The sequence below is a fragment of the Streptococcus oralis genome (genome assembly GCF_001578945.1).
Lineage (GTDB): Bacteria > Bacillota > Bacilli > Lactobacillales > Streptococcaceae > Streptococcus > Streptococcus oralis_Q.
Genome location: NZ_KQ969552.1, coordinates 9351 through 10136, shown reverse-complemented (window position 1 = coordinate 10136; position 786 = coordinate 9351). Strand labels below are relative to the sequence as shown.

The 786-nt window shown below is 40.2% G+C and carries 2 protein-coding genes; both read left to right on the top strand.

The window, feature by feature from the left end; translation table 11 throughout:
* Positions 1 to 268: 50S ribosomal protein L20 (rplT, locus tag SORDD16_RS05420; protein ID WP_061452656.1), on the top strand; the 268-nt coding region annotated here is incomplete at its 5' end.
* Between the two features lie 58 nt (positions 269 to 326).
* Entirely contained in the window at positions 327 to 707 is a 381-nt protein-coding gene (gloA, locus tag SORDD16_RS05415; protein ID WP_061452655.1) for a lactoylglutathione lyase, read from the top strand.
* The last annotated feature ends 79 nt before the right edge of the window (positions 708 to 786 follow it).

Genomic DNA, 786 nt, shown 5'->3' with positions numbered 1-786 from the left:
GTTCCGTACTGCAAAAGAACAAGTAATGAACTCTTACTACTATGCATACCGTGACCGTCGTCAAAAGAAACGCGACTTCCGTAAATTGTGGATCACTCGTATCAATGCAGCAGCTCGTTTGAACGGACTTTCATACTCACAATTGATGCATGGTTTGAAATTGGCTGAGATCGAAGTTAACCGTAAAATGCTTGCTGACTTGGCTGTTAACGATGCAGCAGCTTTCACAGCTCTTGCAGATGCAGCTAAAGCAAAACTTGGTAAATAATAACTGATAAGACTGGAACAGGATTGTCCCAGTCTTTTTGAAAATAAAGGAGAAAAATATGGCTTCAAAAATGCTACACACTTGCTTGCGAGTGGAAAATCTTGAAAAATCAATCGCATTTTATCAAGATGCTTTTGGGTTTAAAGAATTGCGTCGCAAGGATTTTCCAGATTATGCCTTCACTATTGTCTATCTAGGACTTGATGGTGATGACTACGAGTTGGAATTGACCTATAACTACGGCCACGGTTCTTACGTGGTAGGAGATGGCTTTGCCCATATCGCTCTCAGCACTCCTGACCTTGAGGCACTTCATCAAGAACATAGTGCAAAAGGTTATGAGGTTACAGAACCAAAAGGCCTACCTGGTACCCCACCAAATTATTACTTTGTCAAGGATCCTGATGGCTACAAGGTCGAAGTTATTCGTGAAAAATAATCCAGTGAAGTCAAGTAGAATGTTCGTTTTCTACTTGACTTTTTTTCATCTAAAGAGTATACTAACGCGAATTTATACT

What these genes read in the sequence shown, in the direction of transcription:
- gloA (WP_061452655.1), top strand. Translation starts at nt 327, where the DNA reads ATGGCTTCAAAAATGCTACACACTTGCTTGCGAGTGGAAAATCTTGAA.